A 24813-nucleotide genomic window follows, 5' to 3' on the forward strand; every position below is an offset into this window, starting at 1 on the left:
GCCTCGGTGCGCCAGGCCGGCGGGGCGGCTCACGGCCGCCCGGCCGCATCACCGCCGCAAGGGCGCACGGGTACGGCTTCGGCCGGGTGCGGTACCGCGTGGGCCGGCGATGCGTCGTCGGTCAGAACTGTCAGTCGACCCCCGTAGGCTGTGGCCCATGGATTATCGCGTCGCTGACCTGAACCTCGCCGAGTTCGGCCGCCGGGAGATCGGGCTCGCCGAGCACGAGATGCCCGGCCTGATGGCCATGCGCGAGCAGTACGGGGAGTCCAAGCCGCTGGCCGGGGCCCGGATCGCCGGCTCGATCCACATGACCACCCAGACCGCCGTGCTGATCGAGACCCTGGTCGCACTGGGCGCCGACGTCCGCTGGGCCAGCTGCAACATCTTCTCCACCCAGGACCAGGCGGCGGCCGCGGTCGTCGTCGGCGACGGCACCCCCGACGCCCCGAACGGCTCCCCGGTGTTCGCCTGGAAGGGCGAGAGCCTGGAGGAGTACTGGGAGTGCACCAACGAGATCCTGAGCTGGCCGGACGGCGCGCTCGCCAACATGATCCTCGACGACGGCGGTGACGCCACCCTGCTGGTGCACAAGGCCGTCGAGGCCATCAAGACCGGCGAGATCCCCGAGGCCGGCGACGAGGACCCCGAAGAGCTGCACGTCATCATCGAGCTGATCCGCAAGACCATCGCCGAGGGCAAGGACTGGGTGGCCATCGGGAACGCGATCCAGGGCGTCACCGAGGAGACCACCACCGGCGTCCACCGGCTGTACGAGATGTTCCGCTCCGACGCGCTGCTCTTCCCGGCCATCAACGTCAACGACTCGGTGACCAAGTCGAAGTTCGACAACAAGTACGGCACCCGGCACTCCCTGGTCGACGGGCTGAACCGGGCCACCGACGTGCTGATCGGCGGCAAGACCGTCGTGGTCTGCGGCTACGGCGACGTGGGCAAGGGCTGCGCGGAGGCGCTGCGCGGCCAGGGTGCGCGCGTGATCGTCACCGAGGTCGACCCGATCTGCGCGCTGCAGGCCGCGATGGACGGCTTCCAGGTGCTCACCCTCGAGGACGCCCTCTCCTACGCCGACATCATCGTCACCGCGACCGGCTGTCTCGGCGTGGTCACCGCCGAGCAGATGAGCCGGATGAAGAACCAGGCCGTCGTGGCCAACATCGGGCACTTCGACAACGAGATCGACATGGCCGGTCTGGCCAGGCGCTCCGACGCCACCCGGGTCAACATCAAGCCGCAGGTCGACCAGTGGGTCTTCGACGCGGGCACCGAGGACGAGCGCTCCGTGATCGTCCTGAGCGAGGGCCGGCTGATGAACCTCGGCAACGCCACCGGCCACCCGAGCTTCGTGATGAGCAACTCCTTCACCAACCAGGTGCTGGCCCAGATCGAGCTGTACACCAAGCCGGAGGAGTACCCGGTCGGGGTCTACACGCTGCCCAAGCACCTGGACGAGGCGGTCGCCCGCCTCCACCTGGACGCGTTGGGGGTGCACCTGACCGAGCTGAACGACGCGCAGGCCGGGTACCTCGGCGTCCCGGTCACGGGGCCGTACAAGTCCGACCACTACCGCTACTGACCCGCGGTAAGCGCCCGCGATGAGTACGAAGGTCGCGCTCGAGCACCGCACGACCTACCGGTTCGACCGGGCGATCGGCATCGGGCCGCACGTCATCCGGCTGCGCCCGGCGCCGCACTCCCGGACCCCGATCGACGCCTACTCGCTGACGATCTCGCCGGCCGACCACTTCCTCAACTGGCAGCAGGACCCGTTCGGCAACTACCTGGGCCGCGCGGTGTTCCCGAGCCGGGCCGACGTCCTCGAGATCACGGTCTCGCTGGTCGCCGACCTCGGGGTGATCAACCCGTTCGACTTCTTCATCGAGCCCTACGCCGAGCGGTACCCCTTCCACTACGCGGCCGACCTGGCCGAGGACCTGCGCCCCTACCTCGGGTCGCCCGAGACGACGGACGCGCCCTCGTTCGCCGCCTGGCTCGACCGGCTGCCGGCCGCCACCGCCCAGGACCAGCCGATGATCGACTTCCTGGTCGGGCTGAACATGTGCGTCAACCGCGACGTGGCCTACTCGGTCCGGATGGAGCAGGGGGTGCAGACGCCCGAGCAGACCCTCACCCGGGCCGTCGGCAGCTGCCGGGACTCCTCCTGGCTGCTGGTGAACGCGCTGCGGCACTTCGGGCTGGCGGCCCGGTTCGTGTCCGGCTACCTGGTCCAGCTGGCGGCGGACACCCCCGGTACGGGCGGTCCGGCCGAGGACTTCACCGACCTCCACGCCTGGGCCGAGGTGTACGTCCCCGGGGCCGGCTGGATCGGTCTGGACCCGACGTCGGCCCTGTTCGCCAGCGAGGGCCACATCCCGCTGGCCGCGACGCCCAGCCCGTCCTCGGCCGCGGCGATCAGTGGGGTGACCGACCGGTCCGAGACGACGATGGAGTTCTCCAACACCGTCCGCCGGGTGCACGAGGACCCGCGGGTGAGCCTGCCGTACACACCGGCGCAGACCGGCGCGCTGCAGCGGCTGGGCCACCAGGTCGACGAGCGGCTGACCGCCGCCGGGCTCGAGCTGACGATGGGCGGCGAGCCCACCTTCGTCTCGGTCGACGACATGACCTCGGCCCAGTGGACGGTGGCCGCCGACGGGCCGGAGAAGCGCCGGCTGGCCGGTGAGCTGGCTCGTACCCTCCGCGCGCACTTCGCCCCGGGCGGGCTGGTGCAGCGGAGCCAGGGCAAGTGGTACCCGGGCGAGAGCCTGCCCCGGTGGCAGATCGCCCTGCTCTGGCGCACCGACGGCGAGCCGCTGTGGGACGCCCCGGACCTGCTGGCCGACCCGCAGGACGAGAGCCAGGCCCAGCCGGACGCCGAGGAGCGCGCCGCTGCCCTCATGGCCGAGGTCGTCCGCCGTCTCGGGCTGCCGGAGGGGCACGCCCAGGGCTGTTTCGAGGACCCGCTGGCCACGCTGGTGGCCGAGGTACGCCAGCCCGCCGGACCGCGGCCGGGCACCGACCCCCTGATCCCCGACCCGGCCCTGGTCGCCGGGCTGGACGAGGCCGAGACCGCGCCCTCGGCCTGGGTGCTGCCCCTGGTGCCGTCCTGGTTCGGCGACGTCTGGGCCAGCGCGCGCTGGCGGACCCGCCGCGGCCGGATCGTGCTCGTCCCGGGCGACTCACCGGCCGGCATGCGGCTGCCGCTCAGCTCGGTCTCCTGGCAGGACCCGGACTACGCGGGCGAGGAGTCCTACGACACCGCCGACGTCGAGCTGCCGGACGGCGATGAGGGGTTGCGCGCCCGGGTGGCCGACCCCGAGGAGGTGACCGCCCGCAGCGCCCTGGTGGTCCAGGCGCGCGAGGGTTTCGTCTACGTCTTCCTGCCGCCGCTGGAGCAGCTGGACCGCTTCGTCGAGCTGGTCCGGCTGGTGGAGCAGAGCGCGGCCGCCACCGGCTCCCCGGTCATCCTCGAGGGCTACGCGCCGCCGCCGGACCCGCGGATCAAGAACCTCAACGTCACCCCGGACCCGGGCGTGATCGAGGTCAACGTGCACCCCACGTCCAGCTGGGCGGAGTTCTCCGAGCTGACCCACACCCTGTACGGCCTGGCCCGCGACCAGCGGCTCGGGACCGAGACGTTCGCCCTCGACGGCCGCCACTCCGGCACCGGCGGCGGCAACCACCTGACCCTCGGCGGCCCCGAGCCGTCGCGCTCGCCGATGCTGCGCCGGCCCGACCTGCTGGTCAGCATGCTCACCTTCTGGCAGCACCACCCGTCGCTGTCCTACCTGTTCTCGGGCCGGTTCGTGGGGCCGACCAGCCAGGCGCCCCGGGTGGACGAGGGCCGTCCGGAGACCCTGTACGAGCTCGAGATCTCGTTCAGCGAGCTCGACGGGCTGGCCGATGACGAGCGTCGACCCTGGACGGTGGACCGGGCGCTGCGCCACCTGTTGACCGACATCACCGGCAACACCCACCGGGCCGAGTTCTGCGTCGACAAGCTCTACAGCCCCGACTCGACCCGCGGCCGGCTCGGGCTGCTGGAGCTGCGCGGCTTCGAGATGCCGCCGCACCCGGACATGGCGCTGGTCCAGGCGCTGCTGGTCCGGTCCCTGGTGGCCCGCTTCGCCGAGGAGCCGTTCCGGGCGCCGCTCATCCGCTGGGGGACCAGCCTGCACGAGCGCTTCCTGCTGCCGCACTTCGCCATGGCCGACATCGGCGAGGTCGTCGCCGACCTCCGCGCCCACGGCTTCGCGTTCGACCTCTCGTGGCTGGCGCCCTACCTGGAGTTCCGCTTCCCGCGGATCGGGTTGGCGCTGGTGCCGACGGTCGGCGGGGGTGGCGTGGTGGAGCTGGAGCTGCGGCAGGCCATCGAGCCGTGGCACGTCCTCGGTGAGGAGTCGACGTCCGGGGGTACCGCACGCTACGTGGACTCCTCGACCGAACGACTCCAGGTACGGGTGGCGGGCTTCGTGCCCGAGCGTCAGCTGCTGACCTGCAATGGCCGGCCGGTGCCGCTGGCCCCGACGGGCACGCCCGGTGAGTACGTGGCCGGCGTCCGGTACAAGGCGTGGAAGCCGTGGTCGGCCCTGCACCCCACCCTGGACATCGACTCGCCGTTGACGTTCGACGTGGTCGACCGACCCAGCCGGATCTCCCTCGGCGGCGCCACCTACCACGTGGTGCACCCGGGCGGCCGCTCGTATGAGACCCCGCCCGTGAACGCGTCCGAGGCCGAGGCGCGGCGGGCACGACGCTTCGAGCTCTCGGGCCACACCCCGGGCGAGATCGACGTGGACGCGTTGGAGGCCGCGGAGGCGTGGCGCGCCGGCAGCCGCTCCGACTACCCGTTGACCCTCGACCTGCGGCGGCGCGTCGGTCGGGAGCAGGGAACGGGCCGGGAACGCGGATGAGCGTGCTGCACCGCTACCTGGCCACGGCCGGGCAGGCGGACGTGCTCGCCGGTGAACCCGGGTTCGACGAGCTGGTGGGGCCGGACGGGTCCCCGCGGCGCGGCTGGAACGACCTGCTCGACGGGCTGGACCGGTTCGTCGACGCCGACCTGGCCCACGCCTCCTCGGAGGTGGCGCGGCTGCTGGAGGACGACAACGTCACCTACACCCCGAGCCCCAGCGCCGGGGTGTCCGTGGCCGACGACGCCCCGGCGTCCGGGTCCGCCGGCCTCGCCGAGCCGCGGCCCTGGCGGCTGGACCCGCTGCCGCTGGTCCTCGACGACCGGGAGTGGGCGACGCTGGAGGCCGGGCTGGTTCAGCGCGCCGAGCTGCTCGACGCGGTGCTGGCGGACCTGTACGGGCCCCGTCGGCTGCTGGCCTCCGGTGACCTGCCCCCCGCGACAGTGCTCGACCACGAGGAGTACCTGCGTCCGGTGGTCGGGGCACCGACCAGTGCCCAGCAGCGGCTGTTCCTGATCGCCGCCGACCTCGGCCGCGACGGCAGCGGGCACTGGAAGGTGATGTCGGACCGCACCCAGGCCCCCTCCGGGGCCGGCTACGCCATGCAGAACCGGCGGGTGGTCTCCCGGGTGCTGCCGGAGGTCTACCACGCCGCCCACCTGCACCGGCTGACCCCGTTCTTCCAGGCCATGCGGACCGCGCTCGTCGAGGCGGCGGCGCCGGGCGTCGAGGACCCGCGGGTCGTCGTGCTGAGCCCGGGCCCGCACTCGGAGACCGCGTTCGACCAGGCGTTCGTCGCCTCGCTGCTGGGCTTCCCGCTGATCGAGGGCAGCGACCTGACCGTCCGCGAGGGCCGGGTCTGGCTGCGCGGGCTCGGCCGGTTGGAGCAGGTCGACGTCATCCTCCGACGCGTCGACTCGGCTTGGACCGACCCGCTGGAGCTGCGTCCAGGCTCCCGGCTGGGCACCACCGGACTGCTGCAGTGCGTCCGGCAGGGGACCGTCAGCGTGGTCAACGCCCTCGGCTCGGGGATCCTCGAGAACCCGGCGCTGCTGCCCTTCCTGCCACAGCTGTCGGAACGGCTGCTCGGCCAGCCGCTACGGCTGCCCTCGGTCGACACCTGGTGGTGCGGCGACCCGGCGGGTCGGGCCCATGTGCTGGCCCACCTCGACGAGCTGGTGGTCCGCCCCACCAGCCGGGGACACGGCCGGAGCGTGCTGGGTGGTGCCCTGAGCGCGGCCCAGCGCGAGCGGCTGGTGGCCCGGATCGAGGCCGCCCCGCACCGCTTCGTCGGCCAGGAGGTGCTGCCGCTGTCGTCCGCGCCCACGGTCACCGGTGACGGCCTGGCCCCGCGCGAGGTGGTCCTGCGCTCCTTCGCCGTCCGGAGCGGCCGCTCCTACACCGCGATGCTGGGCGGCCTGGCCCGGGTCTCCCAGCTCGGCGTCCGGACCGGCGCCCTGGTCACGGCGGGGGACGGCGGCCTGGCCAAGGACGTCTGGGTGGTGAGCAGCGAGCCGGTGCTGCTCAGCCGCGTCGTCGCGCCTCGTCAGGCCGGGGCGCGGATCGGACCCGCCGCGGACCTCGTCGCCACGGCGGCGATGGTGCCGCGGGTGCTCAGCGACCTCTTCTGGTTCGGCCGCTACGCCGAGCGGGCCGAGGACCTGCTGCGGCTGGTGCTCGCTACCCGCAACCTGGCCATCGAGACCGACCTCGACACCACCCACGGCCGGGCTCTGGAGGTGCTGTGCCTGGCGGTCACCCACGTCAGCACGTCCTACCCCGGCTTCGTCGACCCAGCCACCCAGCTGATGCCCGAGCTGCGCGCGATGCTGCTGGAACGCCAGCGGGCCGGCACCGCGGGCCAGTCGCTGGCGGCGCTGTCGATGGCGGCCCAGGGGGTGCGCGACCAGCTGTCGGAGGACGTCTGGATGGTGCTCGCCGAGATCGAGCGCGCGCTCGCGGCGCTGTCGGCCAACCCGTACGACCGCGGCCTGCAGCTCACCGACGCCAGCGAGCGGGTGCTCTCGGGCCTGCTGGCCCTGGCCGGGATCGTCAGCGAGAACATGGTCCGCGACGCCGGCTGGTACATGCTCGACTCCGGTCGTGGGCTCGAGCGGGCGCTGCAGGTGGTGGCGCTGCTGCAGGTGACCGTCTGCCGTTCCCGTTCGGTCGAGACCGACCGGATGGTGTCGGAGGCGGTGCTGACGGCGGCGGAGTCGATCGTCACCTACCGGCGCCGCTACCGCGGTCGGTCGGGAGTGGACGCGGTGGTCGAGCTGCTCGTCGTCGACCAGCACAACCCGCGCTCGGTCGCCTACCAGCTGCGCCGCATCCTCGACGACCTGCAGGCAATCCCGACCACCTCCCCGACCGCGCGTCCGCTGCGGCTGCTGGAGACGCTGCTCGAGGACGTCCGGACGGCGGACCCCTCCGGCATGGCGGACGTGGTCGACGGCCGTCGGGCGGGGCTGGAGGCGTTCCTCGCCGGGCTCGGCGAGCAGCTGCGCGACCTGTCCGAGGCCATCCGGACGCAGTACCAGCAGCCGCCGCCTCCCCAGCAGCCGCTCTACCGACCGGTCGGGGGTGGCGCATGAAGGCCTACCGCATCCAGCACACGACCACCTACACCTACGACTCCGACGTCACCGGCAGCTACGGTCAGTTCCACCTCACGCCCCGGGACCTGGAGTGGCAGCGCTGCCTCGACCACGAGATCACGATCGACCCGGCGCCGGCCGACCTCTTCGTCCACGAGGACCTGTACGGCAACGCCCGGTCCTGGTTCCACGTCACCGAGCCGCACCAGCAGCTGGTGATCACCGCGGTCAGCCACGTCGAGGTCGGGCGGCGCGAGCCCGACCCCGAACGGCTGGCCCTGCCGTGGGAGCAGGCGCGGCCGGCCGACCGGCTGGAGGACCCCGAGGCGTGGCTGGCGGCCGACTTCACCTACCCCTCGCCCTACGTCGAGGTGCCGCCCGGCGTCGAGGAGTACATCCGCGTCTCCTTCACCCCGGGGCGGGCGATCGGCGAGGCCGTGGTCGAGCTGATGCACCGGGTGCACGCCGACTTCACGTACAAGTTCGGCTCCACCTCGGTGAGCACGCCGGTGAGCACGCTGCTCAAGCTCCGGATGGGCGTCTGCCAGGACTTCTCGCACGTGATGGTGTCCGGTCTGCGCTCGTTGGGGCTAGCCGGCCGCTACGTCAGCGGCTACCTCGCTACCCGCCCGCCGCCCGGCAAGCCGCGCCTGGTCGGGGCCGACGCGAGCCATGCGTGGGTCGGCTGCTGGGTGCCCGGGGCCGGCTGGCTCTACCTCGACCCGACCAACGACAAGGTGATCGACGAGTCCCACGCCACCGTCGCCTACGGCCGGGACTACGGCGACGTGCCGCCGGTGAAGGGTGTGATCTTCACGGAGTCGAAGTCCTCGACGATGAAGGTCTCCGTCGACATGGCTCCCGCCGACCTTCCCTGAGACGTCGACCCCAGTTGGCCCACAACGGGGTATCCGGCCCGACTCGGGCACCGGGGGTCGGCGTTTCAAGGCTGTGGACGATGAATCTCTGTCCACAGATCTTCGCGAGCTGCGCAGAAGAGCCCTCGACGTCCTGAGCCTTCCCGCATGGACGACTCAGTGGCCTGGCTGCTGCGCGAGAACAGTGGCGTCGTGGTGCGCCGCGACCACCCAGAGCTGGCGGCGATCTTCGACTGGCTGCTCCGCACCGACCGGCTCGTGCGGGTGCTCCCCGGATCTACACGACGGCCACGCTGGCCGCCCTGCCGGCGATCCGCGGGCCTCGTACTGGCCCGGCGCTCCCGCCGGTCCGGTCGAGGTCGCTCTCCCGCGCCGCCGTGAGCCGCAGGCGTCTTTCGCCTTCGTCAAGCGGCGGATACCACCGGAACTGGTCGAGGAGGGAGCGGGACTGCGGTGGACGAGCCCGGCGCTGACCGCCCTCGACCTCGCCACCATGGGTGACGCGAAGGCGATCGACATCGCACTGCGGACGCGGAGGACCACCCTGGCTGCGACGGACGAAGCGCTGCGGGCCACTCCCGCCCGGCCCGGCAACGTCGACCGGCGCGCCGGCTGCTGCTCGACTCGCGGGACGAGCCGTGGTCGGGCGATTGAGATCGACGGTCGACGGCACGAGCTGGACGAGGATCTCATCGAGTCCGACCGGTGGCGGCAGAACGCCTTGGTCCGGGCGGGTTGGCGGGTGCTCCGGTTCACCTCTGGGCGATGGTCGTCGACCATCCCGAGCTCGTGGTCGCGGAGATCAGGGCAGCCCTCAGGATGGCCCGCTAGTGCGAGGAGCCCTACTCGTCGTCCTGGTCCTCGGCGGAGAGGCCGGCCCAGATCTCCTGGCACTCCGGGCAGATCGGGAACCGCTCGGGGTCGCGGCTCGGTACCCAGACCTTGCCGCAGAGGGCTACCACCGGAGTGCCCATCACCATGGCCTCGGTCAGCTTCTCCTTGGGCACGTAGTGAGAGAAGCGCTCGTGGTCACCCTCCTCGACCCGCAGGTCGGGGCGCTCGGCCACACGCTCGTCGACGATGGTCTCGGCACCCGGGCTCAGTTGCTGGCTCACGCCGCCAGTGTAGACATGGGCCGCCCGCGGGAACAGATTCGCGAAGCCCGCCTCAGAGGTGCTGAACTGAGGGGATGTCTGCCGCCGATCCTTCCTCCTCCGCACCCGGTGGGACGACGGTCGACCTCGCTCCGGGGCCGGGTCCGGCGGTCTCCCGGCGGCGGCTGACCGTCGGGGTCTGCACCACCGTGGTGTCCATCGCCTTCGAGACCATCGCCGTGGCCACCGCCATGCCCGTCGCCGCGCGGGAGCTGGACGGGCTCCGCTACTACGCCTGGGCGTTCTCCGCCATCCTGATCGGCAGCCTGGCCGCCACGGTCATCGGCGGACGCCTGGCCGACCGGGTAGGGCCGGCCAAGCCGTTCCTGGTCGGGCTCGCCGTCTTCGCCGTCGGGCTCGTGGTCGCGGGTACCTCGACGACGATGCTGCAGCTGGTCGTGGGCCGTTTCGTCCAGGGCCTGGGCAGCGGCGCCCTCAACGTCTCGATCTTCGTCTGCGTCGCCCAGGTGTTCAGCGCGATCGAGCGGCCCCGGATGTTCAGCTACATCTCGACGGCCTGGATCTTCCCGGCGTTCGTCGGCCCGCCCGTCTCGGCCTGGCTGACCCGCAGCCTCAGCTGGCACTGGGTCTTCTTCGCCGTCGTGCCCCTGGTGCTGATCGGCGGTGCGATGGTGCTGCCCACGATGTTGACGCTGATGCGTTCGTTCGTCCCGTCCAGCCCCGAACCCGGCGCGCGCCCGCCGGCGCCGCTGTGGTCGGCGCTGGTGGTCGCCGTCGGGGCGGCGGCCCTGCAGCTGGCCGGTCAACGGCTGGACCTGGTCGCGCTGGGCCTGCTGGTGGTCGGGTTGGCCGCGCTGCTGGTGTCCCTGCCCCGGCTGATGCCGCCCGGCTTCCTCCGGCTGCCGCGCGGCATCTCCCAGGTCATCGTGGTCCGCGGGCTGCTGCCGGGCGCGTTCTTCGGCGGCGAGGCGTTCCTGCCGCTGATGCTGGTCGAGCAGCGCGGGGTCGCGCTGATCCTCGCCGGCGCCACCCTGACCACGGGCGCCGTCGGCTGGACCTTCGGCTCGTTCGTCCAGGCCCGGCCGTGGCTGCCGTTCCGCCGGGACCGGCTGATCACCGTGGGCTGCCTCGCGGTCGCCTTCGGGCTGGCCGCGGCCGCCGGCCTGGCCTTCGTGCCGGCGGCACCGTTCTGGCTGGTGGGCGTGGGCTGGGTCTTCGCCGGCCTGGGTATGGGACTGTCGGTCTCGAGCACCTCGTTGGCGGTGATGACGCTGTCGGAGGAGGCCGAGCAGGGCCGCAACGCCTCGTCCCTCAACCTCTTCGACGCGCTCGGCTCCAGCGTGTTCGTCGGCATCGCCGGCTCCGTCTTCGCCGCGCTGCACGCGAGCGGCAACCTGCCCCGCACCTTCGGCACGCTGCTGGCCACGATGGCCGTCGTGGCCCTGCTGGCGGGCCTCGCGTCGCTGCGCATCGGCGCGGTGCGCAACGAGTTCGCCCCGCGATGACCGCGTAAGGTCCTCCGGGTGTCCGTATCCCCCCAGGTCCCCCCGGGCCGAGCGGCCGAGGCGTTCACCGCCACCACCGGGCTGCCGCCGGCCTTCCCCGCCCGCGCGGCCTGGGGCACCGTCAAGAACCTCCGCGCCTGGCAGACCGCCGCGCTCGAGCAGTACCTGGAGACCAATCCGCGCGACTTCCTGGCGGTCGCCACGCCCGGTGCGGGCAAGACGTCGTTCGCCCTGACCCTGGCGGCCCACCTGCTCAGCCGACGCCAGATCGACCGGATCATCGTGGTGGCCCCGACCGAGCACCTGAAGACCCAGTGGGCCGAGGCCGCGGCCCGCATCCACCTGGCCATCGACCCGGCCTTCGGGGTCAAGCAGGGTCGGACGAGCCGCGACTTCGTCGGCGTCGCCCTCACCTACGCCGGCGTCGCCGCCAACCCGCTGGCCCTGCGGATCCGGACCGAGGGGTTCAAGACGCTCGTCATCCTCGACGAGGTCCACCACGCCGGGGACGCGCTCAGCTGGGGTGAGGCGGTGCGCGAGGCGTTCGAGCCGGCGGCCCGTCGGCTGATGCTCACCGGGACGCCGTTCCGCTCCGACACCAACCCGATCCCCTTCGTCCGCTACGAGCCGGACGGCTCGGGTGCCCTGCGGTCACGGCCCGACTACAGCTACGGCTACGCCGAGGCGTTGGCCGACGGCATCGTCCGGCCGGTGCTGTTCCTGGCCTACTCCGGTGAGATGCAGTGGCGGACCAGCGCGGGGGACGAGGTCGCCGCCCGGCTCGGCGGACCCTTGACCAAGGACCTCGCCAGCCAGGCCCTGCGGACGGCGTTGGATCCGCAGGGCTCCTGGATGCCCGCCGTGCTCCGGGCGGCCGACACCCGGCTGACCGAGATCCGCAGCCACGTCCCCGACGCCGGCGGCCTGGTGATCGCGACCGACCAGACCGCCGCCCGCGCGTACGCCGACCTGCTGCGGACGATCACCGGTACCCGACCCGTGCTCGTGCTCAGCGACGAGCCGCAGTCGAGCAAGAAGATCAGCGCGTTCGCCGACGGTGACGCGCGCTGGATGGTGGCGGTCCGGATGGTGTCGGAGGGGGTGGACGTGCCCCGGCTCGCGGTCGGGGTGTACGCGACCTCGACCTCGACACCGCTGTTCTTCGCCCAGGCCGTCGGCCGCTTCGTCCGGGCCCGCAGCAAGGGGGAGAGCGCCTCGGTCTTCGTCCCCAGCGTGCCGAGCCTGCTGCTCTACGCCTCCGAGATGGAGCGCGAGCGCGACCACGTGCTGCGCGCCACCGCCGAGGTCGATGAGGCGGAGCTGCTGGTCGCCGCGGAGCGGACCCTGAGCGAGGCGGACGTGCCGGAGGGGGAGTTCACGGCCCTGGGCAGCGAGGCCGACTTCGACCGGGTGGTCTTCGACGGCGGTGAGTTCGGCCTCACCGCGCAGGCGGGCAGCGAGGAGGAGCAGGACTACCTGGGCCTGCCCGGTCTGCTCGAGCCCGACCAGGTCAAGGACCTGCTGCGTCGCCACCAGGCCAACCACCTCTCCCGGACGCCGCAGGAGGGCGGGACCGAGGCGTCGACGCGCAGCACGCACGAGGAGCTGCGCGGCCTGCGCAGAGACCTGAACGGGCTGGTCGCTGCGTGGCACCACCGGACCGACCAGCCCCACGGGGTGATCCACGCCTCGCTGCGCGCCGCCTGCGGCGGCCCGCCGACCGCCATCGCGAGCGCCGAGGAGCTACAGGAACGCATCGACCGGATCCGCGAGTGGGCGGTGACCGGGCGGCGGGACTGACTCCACTACTGTGGGGCCCCGGCGCCGGCGGGGGGATCGGTGCCGACTCGTCAAGGAGCGCCCGTGAGAATCTCTGTCATCGGCTGCGGCTACCTCGGAGCGGTCACCGCTGCCTGCCTCGCTCAGCTCGGCCACGAGGTCGTCGGTGTCGACGTCGACGCCGCCAAGATCGAGCTGCTGGCCGGGGCGCGCGCGCCCTTCTTCGAACCCGGGCTGGACGAGATCCTCGGGTCCGCGACCCAGACCGGGCGGTTGCGCTTCAGCACCGACATCGCTGACGTCGAAGGCGCCGCGGTGCACGTCATCGCCGTGGGCACCCCGCAGCGCAAGGGCGAGAACGCCGCCGACCTCAGCTACGTCGACGCCGCTCTCGAGGCGCTGCTGCCCCACCTCGGGCCCGACGACCTGGTCGTCGGCAAGTCGACGGTGCCGGTGGGCACGGCGGCACGGCTGGCCGCCCGGCTCGACGAGGCGGGCTGCGGTGCCACCCTCGCCTGGAACCCGGAGTTCCTCCGCGAGGGCTACGCGGTCCGGGACACCATCAGCCCCGACCGGCTCGTCTACGGCGTGGCCGCCGGTGAGGAGGGGGTCCGAGCCGCGAAGCTCCTGGACGAGGTGTTCGCCGAGGCCCTGGCCCACGACACGCCGCTCATCGTCACCGACTACGCCACGGCCGAGCTGGTCAAGGTGTCCGCCAACGCGTTCCTGGCCACCAAGATCTCCTTCATCAACGCGATGGCCGAGATCGCGGAGGCGGCCGGGGCCGACGTCACCGCGCTCGCGGACGCGATCGGTCACGACACGCGGATCGGACGCCGCTTCCTCAACGCGGGCATCGGTTTCGGCGGCGGCTGCCTCCCGAAGGACATCCGGGCGTTCACGGCCCGGGCCGAGGAGCTCGGGCGCGGTGAGTCGATCGCCTTCCTCAAGGAGGTCGACAAGATCAACCTGCGACGCCGCGAGCGGATGGTCGAGATGGTGGTCGAGTCGCTCGGCGGCACCGTCTACCAGAAGAAGGTGACGGTCCTGGGGCTCGCCTTCAAGCCCGAGTCCGACGACGTCCGCGACTCACCGGCGCTGGACGTGGCCGTCCGGCTGAACGGGCTCGGTGCGCACGTCGTGGCCACCGACCCGGCAGCGATCCCGAACTCGATCCGGCTGCACCCCCAGCTGGGCTTCGCGACCGACACCAGGGACGCGTTGCGGGGCGCGGACGCGGTCGTGCTGGTCACCGAGTGGGCCCAGTACCGCTCGCTGGACCCGGTCGAGGTGGGCCAGCTCGTCCGCGACCGGCTGATCCTGGACGGACGCAACGTCCTCGACCCGCAGACCTGGCGCCAGGCCGGCTGGACCTACCGGGGGATGGGCCGGCCCTGACCGCCGCGACCGGTACGGAGCGGACCGGCAGGCATGTGTGAGGGCAGGGGCGGTGGGTAGTGGAACCGGAGATTCCGCAATCCTCGTAAGGAGCACCATGAAGACGAATGTCGTCTCCCGTTCGCTGCACGACGTCGGCCTGGCCGCCTGGTTCGGCGGCACGCTGGCCAACGCGGTCGCGCTCAACAAGGCCGCCAGCGCGGCCTCGGACAGCCGGTCCGCCGGCGCGGTCACCAACACCGGTTGGGACGCCTGGACCCCGGTCAACGCCGCCGCCATCGGCGCGCACCTGGTGGGCTCGGTCGGCCAGCTCTCCGGCAACAAGTCCCGCATCTTCAGCCAGCAGGGCGTCGGCGCCATGTCCGTCGTCAAGACGGTCGTCACGGTCGCCGCGCTCGGTGCGACCGGCTACAGCCGGGTGCTGGGCAGCAAGATCTCCAAGCACGGCGACGTCCCGGTCGCGGCCGGCACCGAGCCGCACCCCGCCACCCCGCCCGAGGTGGCCAAGGCGCAGGCGCAGCTGAAGCAGCTGCAGTGGGCGATCCCGGCCCTCACCGGCGTCCTGCTCGTGATCAGCAGCTTCGCCGGCGAGCAGCAGCGGCCGACGTCGGTGCTGAGCGGCGTGACGGATCGGCTCGGCATCACCGGCTAGCAGGGGCCTGGCACCACCCCGGGGGGTGGTGCCCAAGCCCCGACAGGTGGGGCTACAGTCGGAAACGACGACGTTTACATCGTAAACCGACGGCCACTCCGGGTCGTCTTCTAGGAGGAACTCTCGTGAGCTTGACCACTGACCAGGCACGAACCCTCGCTGGCTCGGGCGGCAACGTCCTCGGCACCGGCGGCGACAAGATCGGCAGCATCGGCCAGATCTACCTCGACGACTCCACCGGCGAGCCCAGCTGGATCACCGTGAAGACCGGCCTCTTCGGCACCAAGGAGTCCTTCGTACCCCTCGAGGGCGCGGACGTCAGCGGTGACGACGTCACCGTCGGCTACGACAAGGACAAGATCGGCGCCGCCCCCAAGGTCGACCCCGACGGCTCGCTGTCGCCGGCCGAGGAGGACCAGCTCTACGACTACTACGGTCTCGGCAGCGGCTCGGCGACCACCGGTACCGGCTTCGCCGACACCACGACCACGACGACCGGGACGGGCACTGACAGCTCGGTCGGCGCGGGTTACGTCGAGAACGGCGCGGACGCCGACTACAGCGACAGCGTGACCTCGACCACCGGCGGCTACGACGCCGACGGCGGGGCTGACGGCGGCGCCGACGCTGGTGCGGACGGCGGCGCCGACGGTGGGGCGGACTACGAGAGCAGCCGCGGCACCGTCGGCCACGACACCTCCGGTCCCACCACCGACGACGCCATGACCCGCTCCGAGGAGCAGGTCACCGTGGGTACCACGGCGAAGGAGACCGGTCGGGCGCGGCTGCGCAAGTACGTCGTGACCGAGAACGTCACCCAGACCGTGCCGGTCAGTCACGAGGAGGTCCGGATCGAGCGTGAGCCGATCACCGACGACAACGTCGGCGAGGCCACCGCGGGCCCGAGCATCAGCGAGGAGGAGCACGAGGTCGTCCTCCACGCCGAGCAGCCCGTCGTCTCGAAGGAGACGGTCGCGGTCGAGCGGGTGCGCCTCGACAAGGAGACGGTGACCGACGAGCAGACGGTCAGCGAAGAGGTCCGCAAGGAGAAGATCGAGCTCGAGGGCGACGGCACCACGACCGACAGGCACTGACCTCGCCTCACATGTACCGCAGATGCTGCCGCTGCTCCCTTACGCTGGGAGCGGCGGCAGTTTCGCGTCCAGACCCCGTACCAGCCGCATGCAGCATCGAAGGAGAACCGTTCCATGAGCAGTGCCGTGAACCCCAACCCCAGCAGGACCGACGACCGCACCCGTCGCAACGCCAACGTCGGCGCCACCGGCACCGGAGCCGCTGCGGCCGGCGGCCACCATGAGCTCGTCGCCCGCCAGAAGGAGCAGTTCGGCGGGATGAAGTTCGGCTGCTCCTTCTTCGGCTGGCTGACCGCCACCGGCACCGCCGTCCTGCTGACGGGCCTGCTGGCCGCGGTAGCCACCGCGTTCGGGATGAAGGGCATCTTCAACACCGCCACGGACGCGCAGAACCTCCGCACCGTCGGCCTGGTCAGCGGGATCGTCCTGCTCATCGTGGTGCTCATCGCCTACGTCGCGGGCGGCTACGTCGCGGCTCGGATGGCTCGGTTCAGCGGCCTGAAGCAGGGCCTGGGCGTCTGGCTGTGGGCCGTGATCTTCGCCGTCGTCCTCGGCGTCATCGGCTTCTTCGCCGGCAACACCTCGGCGCTGATGAGCCGGGTCTCCGGTCTCCGGCTGCCCGTCAGCACCGGCACCCTCACCGGCGGCACCATCGTCACGGTGGTGGCCATCGCCCTGATCGCCCTCGTGGGGGCGATGCTCGGCGGACTGGCGGGCATGCGCTACCACCGCCGGGTCGACCGCGCCGGCTTCGACGAGGTCTGATCCCTCCGCGGGGCGAGCTCGTAGGACGATCCTCGTAGGACGAACCTCGTAGGACGAACAACGCCGGTGACCGTGAGGTCACCGGCGTTGCCGCGTCTTCTGGTCGATGACCGACGAGGAAGGGAGGAAGGTCAGGCCACGGCCGGCGCCTCGTCCTCACCGACGGTGACCTCCTCCTTGGTCCGGCCGCGCCGGTGGTCCCAGACGTCGCGCAGGACGACCTGGATGATCCCGGCCACGGGGATCGCCAGCAGGGCGCCGAGGATGCCCGCGAGGTCCACCCCGACCAGGATGGCGACCAGCACGGCGAGCGGGTTGAGCTTCACGGTCCGGGCGAAGATGACCGGCTGCAGCACGTGGTTCTCCAGCTGCTGGTAGAGGACGACGAACACCGCGACGGCGATCAGCGCAGGCACCGAGTGCACGGCGGCGGCGATCAGCGCCACGATGGCCCCGAGCGTTGCGCCCACCAGGGGGATCAGGTCGGCCAGGGCCACGAAGAGGGCGATCAGCCCGGCGAACGGGACTCCGGAGATCTTGAGGACGGCGTAGGCCAGCACGCCGCAGATGATGCTGATCAGCAGATTGCCCGAGATGTAGCCGGTGATCGACTTGGCGCAGTCCGCGCCGACCCGGCGCACCCGCTCCCGGCTGTCGGTGTCCTCGATCAGGTTGAGGGCCCCGTCGACGACCTTCGGTCCCTCCAGCACCATTAACAGCGTGAGCACGAAGACCGTGATCACCCCGGCCACGCCGGTGGCGACCCCGCGCAGCACGCCCGCGGCCGGGGTGGTGAGCCCGCTGACGAAGGCGGTGATCTTGTCCTGGTGCGCCTGGACGTAGCTGAGGATGTGGGTTCTGTCCATCAGCCTGCCGACCACCCCCCGGCCGTTGCGGGCGTCGTCGATCACCCCGGGCAGCTGGGTGGCGAAGCTCGCCCCTTCCTGGGCCAGCGGGACGGCGAAGACGGCCAGCAGAGCGGCGATCACCACCACGACCACCAGGAAGACCAGCAGCGTGGCGAGCGTGCGCCGGCCGCCGGTGACGCGCCGCTCGACCCAGCCGGTGACCGGGTAGAGCGCGGTGGTGAAGAAGATCGCGATCACGATCCAGACCAGGACCTCGCGGACCTGGTAGAGCAGCAGCAGGGCGATGGCGGTCACGAGGACGAGGCCGATGGTGGCGATGATGGTCCGGACTGGCACGCGGGTGCGCGCCGGACCGAGAGCAGAGGCAGGCATGTCCTGTTCCTACCCCAGGCGGCTGCGCCCGACACTGAACCGGGCCGGGACCCGCGGGGTCTTGACGCCTCGACGGGCCCAGTCGGCACAGAGCAGCACCATCATGGCCACCTCGACCGCGTCACCGGCGTAGTACATGACCATCGCACCCGACTCGGCCGCAGCCGTGGCCACCCCCAGGGGCGGGTGGCCGTAGAGGTACTTGGCCAGGATGTCGTGACCGGCCACCGCGGCGACCAGCACGACCGCGCGATGAGCGGGAGAGCGGCGGTGTGGCGCGGGGTCGGGCCCGACCAGGGCGGCGGCCAGCAGGTAGCCGGCGGTGAGCAGGTGCAGGTGGACCAGCAGGTGCACGACCTGGTGCTCACGGCTCAGTGCGTAGAGCGGGGTCAGGTAGAGCACCCAGAGCCCGCCGACGGCCAGCGCGACCGCGACCGAGGGCTCGGTCAGCAGCCGGACGGGACGGCGGGCCAGCAGCCAGCTCAGCCGTCGCGCCGCCGGTACCGGCAGCGTCCGCAGCGCCAGCGTGACCGGCGCTGTGAGGACCAGCAGCAGCGGGCCCAGCATGCCCAGCAGCACGTGCGCCACGGCGTGGGCCACGAACGAGGTGTCGGCCGCGGACTCGAGCGGCCCCACGGTCGCGACCAGGAGCGCCGTGACCCCGGTGAGCCCGCTGACGGCCCGGTACCAGGGCCAGCCGCGCCGCCCGACGCGCCGGCCGGGCCGCTGGCCCTCAGGCACGCGCCGCTCCTCGCCGTCGGCTGGGGGTCCGGACCAGCAGCAGCACCCCGACGGCCACCAGCAGCACCGCGACGAGGTCCCAGGTCAGGTCGTAGGGCAGCAGGTCGACGTCGTAGCGGATCTGGTGCAGTCGCAGCAGCTTGTGCTGGACCGTCCCGTCGTAGAGCTGGAAGCCGCCCGCCCCGGTCAGCAGCCCACCGACCCAGCGGCGGGGTCTGAGCGCCTCCGTCCGGCGGAGCGCGGCGAACCAGAAGAGGCCCGCCACCAGGGCGAACCAGCCGACGGCGTGGAAGATGCCGTCCGAGACCAGCCCGACCGTCGGCGTAGACCGGTCGTAGAAGTGGTGCCAGTGCAGCAGCTGGTGGAACACCGTCTCGTCCACGAACGCCACCGTGCCGATGCCGACCAGGACGCCCGACCGGGCTCCCGCCGCCCGCATGAGGCGGCCGGCGTCACGACGGGTCAGCGGTGGTCCCCGGTCACAGGATCGGGTTCCCGCCCGTGACGGCGATCCGGGCCCCGGAGACGTAGCTGCCCGCGTCGGAGGCGAGCAGCACGTAGACCGGCGCCAGCTCGGCGGGCTGCCCGGCCCGGGCCAGCGGCACCTGTTCGCCGAAGGACTCGACCTCCTCCGCAGGCATGGTCGCCGGGATCAGCGGCGTCCAGACCGGACCGGGGGCCACGCTGTTCACCCGGATGCCCCGCTCGCCGTACATCTGGGCCAGGCTCGCGCAGAAGTTGGCGATGGCGGCCTTGGTCGCCGCGTACGGGGCCAGCGTCGGCTTGGGCATGTCGGAGTTCACCGACGAGCTGCCGATGATCGAGGCCCCTGGCGACATGTGCGGCACGGCGGCCTTGGCCAGGTGGAAGAACGCGCTGATGTTGGTCGCGACGGTGTAGTCCCACTCCTCGTCGGGGATCTCCTCCAGCGTCTGGTGGCTCATCTGGAAGGCCGCGTTGTTGACCAGGATGTCCACGCCGCCGAGCTGCTCGACCGCGGTGGCGATGATGTCGCGGCAGTGCTGGGGCTCGGAGAGGTCGCCGGGGACGAGGACGGCTCGGCGACCGGCGTCCTCCACGAGCTGAGCCACCTCACGAGCGTCGGAGTCCTCGTTCAGGTAGGAGATGAGGACATCGGCACCCTCGCGGGCGTAGGCGATGGCGACGGCCCGGCCGATGCCGGAGTCGGCGCCGGTGATCACGGCGACCTTCCCGCTCAGCTGGCCGGTGCCCCGGTAGCTCTCCTCGCCGCAGTCGGGCCGGGGCGTCATCCTCGACTGGACGCCGGGGACGTCCTGCTGCTGAGCGGGCTGCTGAGCCACGGGGCACTCCTGGAGGTGTGGGGCGGGCGGACCTCCGACCTGCTACCCCGCGCCGCGCCGCCCGAACCGGTTCAGCCGCCGGCTGCCGGGGCCGCCACCAACCGCTCGACCGTCGCTCGGGCACCGTGCTGGTGCAGCGAGTCCAGCGCCTCGAGGTAGGCGGCGGTGAACACCGGCTCCTGGTCGAGGTCGCCGAACAGGTCTCGCAGGCCGAGGAAGGCCAGTGGCTCCTCGTGCTGACGGCCGGCCAGAGCCTGCAGCTGGTCGGCGAACCGGTCGACGATAGTGATCGGGCCCCCCTGCTCGTCCACGCCCTCGGCGTAGCGGGCCCAGGCCGCGACCACGGCGGCGGAGAGCCGGACGGGCCGGCCCGCGGCGAGGTTGCTGCGGATGACCGGCAGCAGCCATTTCGGGATCCGGTCGGAGCTCTCGGCACACAGCCGGGCGACCGTGTCGCGCACCGCCTCGTTGGAGAACCGCTCGACCAGCTGGGTCTTGTAGTCGTCGAGGTCGATGCCCGGCACCGGTGAGAGCGTCGGGGTGGCCTCGGCGTCCATGTAGGCCCGGAGGAAGGTGGCGAACAGCGGGTCCTGCGCCACCTCGTGCACCAGTCGGTAGCCCGACAGGTAGCCGAGGTAGCACAGGGCCTGGTGGCTGGCGTTGAGCAGCCGCAGCTTCATCAGCTCGTACGGCTCGACGTCGGCCACCACCTGCACACCGGCGTTCTCCAGCGGCGGCCGGCCCTGGCCGAAGGTGTCCTCGAGCACCCACTGGGTGAAGGGCTCGCAGACCACCGGCCAGGCGTCGGTGATGCCGAACCGCTCGGCGATCTCGACCCGGTCGGTGTCGGTCGTGCCCGGGGTGATCCGGTCGACCATGGAGTTGGGGAACCGGACGTTCTCGGCCACCCAGGCGCCCAGGCCGGCGTCCGCGGTGGGCTCGCTCCGCCCGGCCTCCTCGCGCAGCCGGGCGAACGCGCCGAAGACCTCGGCCGCCATGTGGCCGTTGCCCTGGATGTTGTCGCACGACATCACGGTGAAGGGCGGGACGCCCCGCTCGCGCCGACGCACCAGCGCCTCGGTGACCAGGCCGAACACCGTCGCCGGTACCGCCCCGGGCTGCAGGTCGGCCTGGACGGCCGGGTTCGTGGCGTCGAACTCACCCGTCACGGGGGAGAAGTTGTACCCGCCCTCGGTGACGGTCAGCGAGACGATCCGGGTGGCCGGGTCGGCCATCTTCTCGATCACCGCCTCCGGGTCGTCGGGGGCGTACAGGTACTCCACGATCGAACCGACCACGCGCGGCTCCCAGCCGCCGGCCGGGTCCTTGAGCACCAGGGTGTACAGGCAGTCCTGCGCTGCCATGGCGTCCCGCATGGCCAGGTCGAAGGGCATCACCCCGACCCCGCAGATGCCCCAGTCCAGGGCCTGACCCTGCTCCATCAGCCGGTCGAGGTACATCGCCTGGTGCGCCCGGTGGAAGCCGCCGACGCCGAAGTGCACGATCCCGGTGGTCACCGCCGAGCGGTCGTAGGAGGGGACGAGGACCGAGAGCGAGCCCAGCGTCGCCGCCGAGAGCGCGGTCACGTCGCCGCTCCGGCCGGTGGGCGGGGGGTGGGCCGGTCGGCTGGTGTTCGCATGGTCCCTGGTGCTCCCGATCTCACGCTGATCAGTGAGGCGTCTGCCTCGTGCGGCTCAGCCGCCACAAGATGGCTATATGTATAGCGCAGGCGGGCCGGAGCTGCCCAGACCGCTGTCGATGCGGCCCGAATGTGTGTGGTCGGGCCCGTCCGGGCGGCTCGACGCCGCTGCGTGCAGCGCGGTCGGAAGCCGCTGCCCACCTACGATGGGACGGTGTCAGACATCCCTATCGGCAGCCCGCCCGTCCCTCCCGGTCGCCACGCGGCGCCGTCGGGCTGGTACGCCGACCCGACCGACGGGCGGCAGGAGCGCTACTGGGACGGCTGGCAGTGGTCGCGCAACACCCGGGCCCGTGAGGGAGCCGAGACCGCTTCCTCCTACCCCCCGGCTCCGGCCGCGCCGCCGGCACAGCCCGGCTACCCGCACCAGGAGTACGGGCAGCAGAGCACTGGGCAGCCGGGGTACGGGCAGCCGGGGCACGGGCAGCCGGGGTACGGGCAGCAGAGTGCCCACCGGCCAGGACCGCAACCGGGGGCGAGGCAGGCCTGGGCCACCGCCGACGGCGTCCCGCTGGCCGGCTGGTGGTGGCGGGTGCTGGCCGCGACGATCGACAACATCATCCTGACCCTCGTCTCCACCCTCGCCAGCCTGCCGCTGCTGATCCCGATCATCCGGACCTTCTCGACCTATCTCGCCGACACGGTCCGGGCCGCCGAGCAGGGCCAGATGGCACCGACGGTCGACCCGAACTCGCTGATCCCGGCCGGGGACCAGATCCGGCTGGCGCTGATCCAGGTGGCGATCGCGTTCGCCTACCACGTGATCTTCCTGCGCTGGCGTGCGGCGACCCCCGGCAAGCTGGCCTGCGGCCTCCGGGTGGTGGTCCAGGACCTCGGGCGGGAGCGGACGCCTCTGTCCTGGCGGACCGTCCTCGTCCGGGCCGGCGTCTGGGCGGCACCGGGTCTCTACGGCGCTCTCATCCTGTTCAAGCTGCTCGACGTGTTGTTCCCGCTCTGGCAGCCGCGACGGCAGGCGCTGCACGACGTCGCGGCCCAGACCCAGGTCGTCCGGCCCGGCGCCAGAGGATAACGTTTGAGCCAGGGCTTTTCCGCGGATGTGCAGATCGCGGCGGCGTCTGTCTATATTGAGCGCAGATCGGGGCGTTCGGGGCGCTCCTGACCCAGCTGAAGTGGAGATCCCCCGGATGGTGACCCTGCGACCTGAAGGTGCCCGTGCTACGACCTCCACGCTTGTTGACTTCGGCCTGCGCGGCCGGTCTGCTGGCGTTGGCTGCGCCGGCCTGGGTCTGCCTCCCGGCGTCGGCTGAGGAGACCGACGGCACGATCACCGTCCAGGTCCTGCGCGACGTCAACGGCAACGGCGAGGTCGACAGCGGTGACGAGGCGCAGAGCGGGATCCACATCACCGTCACCGACGTCAGCGGCGCCACCGCCACCGGCACCACGAACGACGAGGGCGAGTACGTCCTCAAGCCGGACCAGGACCTGAAGGGTGGCCGCTACTTCGTGGTGGCCGACATCCCGTCCTCGCTGGGTCTGGAGCCCGTGCCCGCCAGCGACACCTTCCAGGCGCTGAGCACCACCGTCGACGTCACCTCCTCCGACGAGACCGTCCACTTCGGCGTCGTCGCACCGCCCGAGCCGAGCGCGACCCCGAGCACGGAGGCGCCCTCGGCCCCGGAGTCCACCGAGGCGGCACCCGTGCCCGCGCCCGCACCGGCACCCACCCCGCCGCCCTCGGAGGCCGCGGCCCCCACCTTCGCGGTCGGCGACCGGGTCTGGCTCGACGCCGACCGACAGGGCACCCAGGACGACGGCGAGCTCCCGGCGCGGCAGGTGAGCGTGCAGCTGCTGGGCGCCGACGGCACCGTGCTGGACTCCACCGTCAGCCGGGACGGCCGCTACCTCTTCGACGGCTTGCGGCCGGGCGTCTACTCGGTCCAGTTCAGCGGCATCGCCTCCGGTTTCCGGTTGAGCCCGACCGGCGTCGGCAGCGCGGCCGCGGACTCCGATCCCGACTACACCGGGGCGACGCCGCCCTTCACCCTCGGTCTGGGCGCCGCCAACGTGCGGCCCGCCACTGCGGCGGACCATGTGTCCGCGGACTACATCAACCCCACGATCGACGCCGGCATCGCACCGGTGCGCTACGCCATCGCATCCTCGGTCTGGCAGGACTCCAGCGGGGACGGCCTGCAGCAGGCCGGGGAGCCGGCCGGTCAAGCGCGGGTGACCCTGCTCCGTGCGGGCAGCGAAGCCCCGCAGGCCACGGTGACCACCGACGCCTCGGGGGCCTTCCGGTTCGAGAACCTCGACCGGGGCACGTACCGCCTCCGCTTCGACGACCTCGGTGCCCACCGCCAGCTGACCGCAGCGCACGTCGGCAGCAACCGCGCGATCGACTCCGACCCGGACCCCAGGACCAGGACCACGGCACCGTTCGTCCTCGACCAGGCCTCGACCGACCTCGTACCGGCCCGCGACTTCGGACCGGTCGACGCCGACTTCGTGGACGCCACGGTCGGTGCCGGTGTCGTCGGCAGCTACTCGATCCGGAACCGGGTCTGGAACGACCTCAACGGTGACGGCCTGTTCTCCCCCGGGGAGCACGGGATCCCAGGGGTCGAGGTCCAGGTGCTCGACGCGGCCGGCGCCGTCGTGGCCACCACGACCACCGACGCCGAGGGGATCTACGACTTCAGCTCGCTGCCCGCCGGTCGTTACCAGCTGCGGATCCGGCGCTACTCACCGGAACTGCACCCGACCGCCACCGCGGTCGGTACCGACCGCGGCGCGGACTCCGACCTGTACGCCGACTCCCTGACCGCACCCATCACCGTGGGTGAGGAGCACCCGGTGGAGGACGCCGTCAGCGTCGGGCTCACCTCCACCACCACCGTGGCGGCGACCGACGCACCCTCGACCACGCCGGTCGCCAGCAGCGCCAACGCCTCGGCGCCCGCCGCGCTCGGGGCGACGGGCGGCGTGTCCACGATCGTCCCGGCGGCCGGCGCCGTCCTGCTGCTGGCGGGTGGTGGGCTGCTCTGGCTCGCCCGCCGACGTCGCCGGCCCTGACCTCGCGGCCCTGACCTCGCGGCCCTGACCTCGCGGCCCTGACCTCGCGGCCCTGACCTC

At 72.2% G+C, this 24813-nt stretch carries 19 protein-coding genes; 13 read left to right on the top strand and 6 right to left on the bottom strand.

Features of this window, described 5'->3' with window-relative positions:
- The first annotated feature begins 157 nt into the window (after positions 1–157).
- The 5 genes from ahcY to ACFE7W_RS06110 all read left to right on the top strand — a co-directional run bounded on the left by ahcY (position 158) and on the right by ACFE7W_RS06110 (position 8787).
- Entirely contained in the window at positions 158–1594 is a 1437-nt protein-coding gene (ahcY, locus tag ACFE7W_RS06090; protein ID WP_375423898.1) for an adenosylhomocysteinase, read from the top strand.
- A 19-nt stretch (positions 1595–1613) separates the two neighbouring features.
- A complete protein-coding gene (locus ACFE7W_RS06095; RefSeq protein ID WP_375423899.1) occupies positions 1614–4931 on the top strand; it encodes a DUF2126 domain-containing protein in 3318 nt (1105 codons plus the stop codon).
- On the top strand, positions 4928–7525 hold the full coding sequence (locus ACFE7W_RS06100; protein WP_375423900.1) for a circularly permuted type 2 ATP-grasp protein: 2598 nt from the start codon (positions 4928–4930) through the stop codon (positions 7523–7525). Before ACFE7W_RS06095 ends, ACFE7W_RS06100 begins: the two co-directional genes overlap by 4 nt.
- A complete protein-coding gene (locus ACFE7W_RS06105; protein WP_375423901.1) occupies positions 7522–8406 on the top strand; it encodes a transglutaminase N-terminal domain-containing protein in 885 nt (294 codons plus the stop codon). Before ACFE7W_RS06100 ends, ACFE7W_RS06105 begins: the two co-directional genes overlap by 4 nt.
- Before the next feature lie 147 nt (positions 8407–8553).
- On the top strand, positions 8554–8787 hold the full coding sequence (locus ACFE7W_RS06110; protein ID WP_375423902.1) for a hypothetical protein: 234 nt from the start codon (positions 8554–8556) through the stop codon (positions 8785–8787).
- A gap of 461 nt (positions 8788–9248) precedes the next feature.
- On the opposite strand, the gene ACFE7W_RS06115 is transcribed toward ACFE7W_RS06110, so the two are convergent.
- Entirely contained in the window at positions 9249–9521 is a 273-nt protein-coding gene (locus ACFE7W_RS06115) for a DUF3039 domain-containing protein (RefSeq protein WP_375423903.1), read from the bottom strand.
- Positions 9522–9595: 74 nt separating this feature from the next.
- Between ACFE7W_RS06115 and ACFE7W_RS06120 the strand changes: the two genes are divergently transcribed.
- The 6 genes from ACFE7W_RS06120 (at position 9596) to ACFE7W_RS06145 (ending at position 16714) form a co-directional block, all read left to right on the top strand.
- On the top strand, positions 9596–11026 hold the full coding sequence (locus tag ACFE7W_RS06120) for an MFS transporter (RefSeq protein ID WP_375423904.1): 1431 nt from the start codon (positions 9596–9598) through the stop codon (positions 11024–11026).
- A gap of 81 nt (positions 11027–11107) precedes the next feature.
- Positions 11108–12826: a DEAD/DEAH box helicase gene (locus ACFE7W_RS06125; RefSeq protein WP_375424213.1), complete on the top strand. Its 1719-nt coding sequence runs from the start codon at positions 11108–11110 to the stop codon at positions 12824–12826.
- A 63-nt stretch (positions 12827–12889) separates the two neighbouring features.
- Positions 12890–14203 carry a UDP-glucose dehydrogenase family protein gene (locus ACFE7W_RS06130; protein ID WP_375423905.1) on the top strand — a complete coding sequence of 438 codons (1314 nt, stop codon included), beginning with the start codon at positions 12890–12892 and terminating at the stop codon, positions 14201–14203.
- 97 nt (positions 14204–14300) lie between these two features.
- Positions 14301–14855 carry a hypothetical protein gene (locus ACFE7W_RS06135; RefSeq protein ID WP_375423906.1) on the top strand — a complete coding sequence of 185 codons (555 nt, stop codon included), beginning with the start codon at positions 14301–14303 and terminating at the stop codon, positions 14853–14855.
- Positions 14856–14980: 125 nt separating this feature from the next.
- Positions 14981–15949: a DUF2382 domain-containing protein gene (locus tag ACFE7W_RS06140; protein ID WP_375423907.1), complete on the top strand. Its 969-nt coding sequence runs from the start codon at positions 14981–14983 to the stop codon at positions 15947–15949.
- A 114-nt stretch (positions 15950–16063) separates the two neighbouring features.
- Complete coding sequence (locus tag ACFE7W_RS06145) at positions 16064–16714, top strand: hypothetical protein (RefSeq protein WP_375423908.1); 651 nt, start codon at positions 16064–16066, stop codon at positions 16712–16714.
- 131 nt (positions 16715–16845) lie between these two features.
- Here ACFE7W_RS06145 and ACFE7W_RS06150 read toward each other — a convergent pair whose 3' ends face one another.
- The 5 genes from ACFE7W_RS06150 to ACFE7W_RS06170 all read right to left on the bottom strand — a co-directional run bounded on the left by ACFE7W_RS06150 (position 16846) and on the right by ACFE7W_RS06170 (position 21604).
- Positions 16846–17955, bottom strand: coding sequence for an AI-2E family transporter (locus ACFE7W_RS06150; RefSeq protein ID WP_375423909.1), 1110 nt, complete (start codon positions 17953–17955; stop codon positions 16846–16848).
- Between the two features lie 9 nt (positions 17956–17964).
- Positions 17965–18696, bottom strand: coding sequence for a cytochrome c oxidase assembly protein (locus ACFE7W_RS06155; protein WP_375423910.1), 732 nt, complete (start codon positions 18694–18696; stop codon positions 17965–17967).
- Positions 18689–19135: a DUF2243 domain-containing protein gene (locus ACFE7W_RS06160; protein ID WP_375423911.1), complete on the bottom strand. Its 447-nt coding sequence runs from the start codon at positions 19133–19135 to the stop codon at positions 18689–18691. Before ACFE7W_RS06160 ends, ACFE7W_RS06155 begins: the two co-directional genes overlap by 8 nt.
- Positions 19136–19175: 40 nt before the next feature.
- On the bottom strand, positions 19176–20018 hold the full coding sequence (locus tag ACFE7W_RS06165; RefSeq protein ID WP_375423912.1) for an SDR family oxidoreductase: 843 nt from the start codon (positions 20016–20018) through the stop codon (positions 19176–19178).
- A 71-nt stretch (positions 20019–20089) separates the two neighbouring features.
- Entirely contained in the window at positions 20090–21604 is a 1515-nt protein-coding gene (locus ACFE7W_RS06170) for a mannitol dehydrogenase family protein (RefSeq protein ID WP_375423913.1), read from the bottom strand.
- Between the two features lie 267 nt (positions 21605–21871).
- Here ACFE7W_RS06170 and ACFE7W_RS06175 point away from each other — a divergent pair, with 267 nt between their 5' ends.
- Together ACFE7W_RS06175 and ACFE7W_RS06180 are read left to right on the top strand one after the other, a co-directional pair.
- Positions 21872–22747, top strand: coding sequence for an RDD family protein (locus ACFE7W_RS06175; RefSeq protein WP_375423914.1), 876 nt, complete (start codon positions 21872–21874; stop codon positions 22745–22747).
- A 161-nt stretch (positions 22748–22908) separates the two neighbouring features.
- On the top strand, positions 22909–24753 hold the full coding sequence (locus ACFE7W_RS06180; RefSeq protein WP_375423915.1) for an SdrD B-like domain-containing protein: 1845 nt from the start codon (positions 22909–22911) through the stop codon (positions 24751–24753).
- Positions 24754–24813 lie beyond the last annotated feature (60 nt).

Origin of the sequence: uncultured Friedmanniella sp. (genome assembly GCF_964244285.1) — a bacterium.
Taxonomy (GTDB): Bacteria; Actinomycetota; Actinomycetes; order Propionibacteriales; family Propionibacteriaceae; genus Microlunatus.